Annotated in this window: 4 protein-coding genes, 1 pseudogene and 1 riboswitch; of the genes and pseudogenes, 1 reads left to right on the top strand and 4 read right to left on the bottom strand. The window is 69.3% G+C overall.

Going from position 1 to position 4,889, the window contains the following annotated elements:
• From G3O00_RS39795 to G3O00_RS39780, 4 genes and pseudogenes are all read right to left on the bottom strand, one after another.
• Positions 1 to 192, bottom strand: a pseudogene (locus tag G3O00_RS39795) (thiamine phosphate synthase); the annotation flags it as partial.
• Positions 189 to 1,004, bottom strand: a complete 816-nt coding sequence (locus G3O00_RS39790) for a thiazole synthase (RefSeq protein WP_011350714.1) — start codon at positions 1,002 to 1,004, stop codon at positions 189 to 191. The pseudogene G3O00_RS39795 and the gene G3O00_RS39790, both read right to left, overlap by 4 nt.
• A 38-nt stretch (positions 1,005 to 1,042) precedes the next feature.
• On the bottom strand, positions 1,043 to 1,240 hold the full coding sequence (gene thiS, locus G3O00_RS39785) for a sulfur carrier protein ThiS (RefSeq protein WP_175045588.1): 198 nt from the start codon (positions 1,238 to 1,240) through the stop codon (positions 1,043 to 1,045).
• Between the two features lie 32 nt (positions 1,241 to 1,272).
• A complete protein-coding gene (locus G3O00_RS39780) occupies positions 1,273 to 2,409 on the bottom strand; it encodes an FAD-dependent oxidoreductase (protein ID WP_206146267.1) in 1,137 nt (378 codons plus the stop codon).
• Between the two features lie 225 nt (positions 2,410 to 2,634).
• Positions 2,635 to 2,758, bottom strand: a riboswitch (TPP riboswitch).
• A gap of 269 nt (positions 2,759 to 3,027) precedes the next feature.
• Between G3O00_RS39780 and G3O00_RS39775 the strand changes: the two genes are divergently transcribed.
• Positions 3,028 to 4,797, top strand: a complete 1,770-nt coding sequence (locus G3O00_RS39775; RefSeq protein WP_206146266.1) for an ABC transporter ATP-binding protein/permease — start codon at positions 3,028 to 3,030, stop codon at positions 4,795 to 4,797.
• Positions 4,798 to 4,889: the final 92 nt, after the last annotated feature.

Raw genomic sequence — 4,889 nt, 5'->3', positions numbered from 1 at the left:
CGCCTGCGCGGCACGGTCTCCGGACGAGACAATCAGCACATCGCCATCGGCCGGCACATCGGGCACCGCAACGCAAAGCCGCCACGGCGCCGCACCGTCCGGCCAGTCGCCGAGCCGCGCGCGAATCCGTTCGGCCGCTTCGGCCAGCTCATCGGCCGGCGGCCAGAATGCATCGGCAAAACGCGCGCTCATGCGCCGCCCCCGTCCTGGTGCCAGAACGGCATCCCGACGACCGGCGTGCTCGCATGCGCGGTCTCGCGTGCATCCATCGGCCCGGCGAGATAGGCGGCACGGCCGGCCTCGACGCCCTGCGCGAACGCGCGCGCCATGATTTCGGGGTGCGTGGCCTGCGACACGGCGGTGTTCAGCAACACGCCGTCGAAGCCCCACTCCATCACCTGGCACGCGTGCGACGGCACGCCGAGCCCGGCGTCGACGATCAGCGGCACGTCGGGCAGCCGCTCGCGCAGCACGCGCAGGCCATACGGGTTCACGACGCCCTTGCCCGTGCCGATCGGCGCGCCCCACGGCATCAGCGCCTCGCAGCCGACGTCGAGCAGGCGCCGGCCGATCACCAGATCCTCGGTGCAGTACGGCAGCACCTTGAAACCGTCCTTGACCAGTTGCGCGGCTGCTTCGATCAGGCCGACCGGGTCGGGCTGCAGCGTGTAGTCGTCGCCGATCAGTTCGAGCTTGATCCAGTCAGTGCCGAAGACTTCGCGCGCCATGTGTGCGGTCGTCACCGCTTCGGCGACGGTCTGGCAGCCGGCCGTGTTCGGCAGCAGCGGCACCGCGTGGCGCTTGAGCAGGTCGAAGAAGCCGGCTTCGGCCGTGCCGCCCGTCATCTGGCGGCGCAGCGCGACCGTCACCATCCCCGGCCGCGACGCGGCGATCGAATCGGACAGCGACTGCAGCGACGGATAGCGCGACGTGCCGATCAGCACGCGGCTTGCGAAGGTTTCGCCGTACAGCGTCAACGCGTCGGCGGAGGTAAGGGACGTCATGTCGTTTTCCTGAAAGAGCGGGGACGAACCGGCGGCGCTCAGCCGCCCGCGACCGGGTGCACGACGTCGAGCTTGTCGCCCGCCGTGAGTGCGCGCGCCGCGTGCTGCGTGCGCGCGACGAAGTTGCCGTTCAGCGCGACCGCGTACGGCGGACGCGCGCCGTACGCGGCGAGCGCGTCGGCCACCGTTGCGCCGTCGGGCAACGTCAGGTTCTGTTGGTTGATCTGGATATCCATGAGGCTTCGTCGAATTCGGTCGGCAGCACGCGTCAGGCCGGCTGGCGCGCGTCGTTGCGGTGATGAAGGAGCGTCGGCCAGCGCTCGGCGTCGCGCCACGCGGCGAACGCGTCGGCATCGCCGAACGCGCCGCCGAGTGCGGCTTCGGCGACTGCGACCGCCGCGTGCGCGACTTCCGGCGCGATCATGAAGCCGTGCCGGTACAGGCCGTTGACGGCGAGCGTCGACGCGCCGTCCCAGATCACCGCCGGGCGATGATCGGGCAGCGTCGGCCGGCACTGCGCGTTGAGTTCGAGGATGCGCGCCTCGCCGAACGCCGGATGCACGGAGAACGCCGCGCTGAGCAGTTCGAGCGCGGAGCGCACGCTGACGGGCGACATGTCCTCGCCCTCCACCTCGGTCGCGCCGATCACATAGAGATCGTCCTGCTTCGGCGCGATGTACAGCGGGTAGCGCGGATGTAGCAGCCGCACGGGCCGGGTAAGCCCGATGCCGGGCGCGTGCACGCGCGCGACTTCGCCGCGGATGCCGCGCAACGCGGGCAGCGCGGGTTTCGCGCCGAGCCCGCGGCAATCGATCGTGAAATGCGCGGCGGGCAGGTTCGCATCGTCGATCGTGACGTGCCAGTGCAGGTCGACGCCGCGCTCGACGAGGCCCGCCGCGAGCGCGCGCAGCGCCTGGCGATTGTCGAGCTGGCCTTCGTTCGGCAGCAGCAGGCCGCGCGCGAAGCGGCCCGCGAGCACCGGCTCGGTCGCGTCGACCTGCGCGCCGGCGAGCGTCACGAAACCGCGGTCGAACAGGTCGGCCGGCGCGTTCGCGCGCACGCGCCGCTCGAACAGCGGCGCCTCCGCGCGGTCCGCGTGGTGCCAGACGACGAGCGTGCCGTGATGCTGGAAGAATACGGGTTCGGGCAGTTCCGCGAGCCATTGCGGCCAGCGCGCGAGCGACGCGGCGCCCAGCTCGGTGATCAGCAGCTCCGCGCTCGCCGCTTCCGCGAGCGGCGGGAGCATCGCGGCCGCGATCCACGCGGCCGACTGCTCGCCGTCCGGGCCGCCGCGCTCGTAAAGCGCGACGCGATGCCCGTCGCCCGCGAGCCGCCAGGCGATCAGGCGGCCGACGAGGCCGCCGCCGAGCACGGCGAAATCAGGTCGGGAATCCCGGGCGTTCATCGTGCCCCCTCGGCGCAAGCACGCACGACGAGCGTCGACGTGTACGCGCCGCCGCATGCGAATGCACGCGACATCGGGCCAGGAACCATGCAAAAGACTGAAGATTGTGCGGTCATCATTCCTTCCGTAACGCGCAATGCGCGTACCCAAAAGGACGAAACCGGCAGCAAAGGCCGGCCGGGCGGAACAAGGGCGCTGACCATGTGGGATGGCAGCCAGCGCGGCCCGGCGGGTTCAGAAACTTCCCTCGCCGGTATTACCCGGATCGGGTGCAAAGGGTTTTTCTCAGCCTCATCGCGCTGCCCGGAACATCTGCCGGCCGCGCTACAAAGCACCCCTGTTTCGTCGTCGGCCATTAGACCATAAAAGCGGAAAGCGCCGCAAACTGTCCCCCTTGCGGCAAATTCGCCGTCGTGCCGCGCCGCTCTGGCACAATGCCCGCAGGCCGGCCGCGCGAGCGGCCGGTTGCCGCGTCACCGCCGGCCTTAAGTGCCGTTTAAGACGCGCGGGCGACCATCCGGACGCCCGCCGTCAGTCGGCGCCGCGTCCCGGCATGCCGTATCGCGGCGCGCGCCCGGCTTCGCCCGGCCCGCACGCCGGCTACTCATCAGGAAGCACATGACCCAATCGATCGATCCCGTCCGCTCCGCCTCCGACGCGCCGCAGGACGAGCGTCCGGTATCCGCATGGAGCCTCATCAAGCCCTACTGGGTATCGTCCGAATGGAAAATCGCATGGGGGCTGCTGGTCGCGATCATCGCGATCAACCTCTGCGTCGTCTGGATCAACGTCCGGCTGAACAAGTGGAACGCGGAGTTCTACAACGCGCTGCAATCGAAGGACGTCCACGACTTCCCGAACCTGCTGATGCAGTTCTCCGCGCTCGCGTTCGCCTTCATCATCCTCGCCGTGTACGGCCGCTACCTGCGGCAGATGCTCGGCTTCCGCTGGCGCCAGTGGCTCACCGACCGCTTTCTCGGCCAGTGGCTCGGCGATCGCGCGTTCTACCGGATCGAGCGTGACCGCCTCGCCGACAACCCCGACCAGCGGATCACCGACGACCTCCAGTCGTTCGCGACGACCACGCTCGCGCTGTCGCTCGACCTGTTGTCGACGGTCGTCACGCTCGTGTCGTTCATCACGATCCTGTGGTCGCTCGCCGGCGCGCTGACGGTTTCGCTCGGCGCGACGCCGATCGCGATCCCCGGCTACATGGTGTGGGCGGCCGCACTATACGCGGTGATCGGCTCGCTGATCATCCAGAAGGTCGGCCATCCGCTCGTGTCGATCAACTACCAGCAGCAGCGCGTCGAGGCCGACTTCCGCTTCGGGCTGATCCGCGTGCGCGAGAACGCCGAGCAGATCGCGTTCTACGACGGCGAGAAGACCGAGACCGGCAACGCGCAGAACCTCTTCGCGCGCATCCGCGACAACTGGTGGCGCGTGATGAAGTACACGAAGCGGCTCACGTTCGTGCTGAGCTTCTACGGGCAGATCGCGATCATCTTCCCGCTCGTCGTCGCCGCGCCGCGCTATTTCGCGGGCGCGTTCTCGTTCGGCGTGCTGATGCAGATCTCGTCCGCGTTCGGCACCGTCAGCGATTCGTTCTCGTGGTTCATCAACAGTTACTCGACCCTCGTCGAATGGCGCGCCACCGTCAACCGTCTGCGCGAATTCAAGCGCGTGATGGGCACGTCGCACCTGAAGGAAAGCCTGTCGCCCGCGACCGAGCACGGCGGCATCAACCTGCACTACGTCGACGACGCGAAGCTGTCGACGTCGTCGCTCAAGCTCGCGCTGCCGAACGGCAACGCGCTCGCGAACATCGGCAGCGTCACGATCGAGCCCGGCTCGCGCTGGCTCGTGATCGGCAAGTCGGGTTCCGGCAAGAGCACGTTCATGCGCGCGCTCGCGGGCCTGTGGCCGTTCGGCGACGGCGCGATCGATGCGCCGGTCGGTGCACGGATGATGTTCGTGCCGCAGACGAGCTATCTGCCGATCGGCACGCTGAAGGCCGCGCTCACCTATCCGGCAACACCCGATACGTTCAGCGACGAAGCCTGCCGCGACGCGCTGCGTGCATGCCGCCTCGAGGATTACGTCGACCGCCTCGACGAGACCGCGCACTGGACCCGCGTGCTGTCGCCGGGCGAACAGCAGCGCCTGGCCGGTGCGCGCGTGCTGCTGCACAAGCCCGACTTCCTGTTCCTCGACGAAGCGACCAGCGCGCTCGACGCCGACAACGAAGCACGCCTGTACCACCTGTTCGCCGAACGGCTGCCGAAGGCCGCGATCGTCAGCATCGCGCACCGCGAGTCGCTGGCCGCGTTCCACGTCGGCACGATCAACGTCGAGCGCGTGAACGACAGCGACAAGGTCGCCGCGTGAACCCACGCGCCGCGCACGTCGCGCGGATCGCGCTGATCACCGGCGCGGGTTCCGGGATCGGCGCGGCGCGCGCGCGGCGGCTCGCGGCGCCC

The sequence above is a fragment of the Burkholderia sp. Ac-20384 genome (assembly GCF_017104605.1).
GTDB lineage: Bacteria > Pseudomonadota > Gammaproteobacteria > Burkholderiales > Burkholderiaceae > Burkholderia > Burkholderia lata.
The sequence above is the reverse complement of the archived record's forward strand: the minus strand, read 5'-3'. Positions and strand labels throughout refer to the sequence as shown.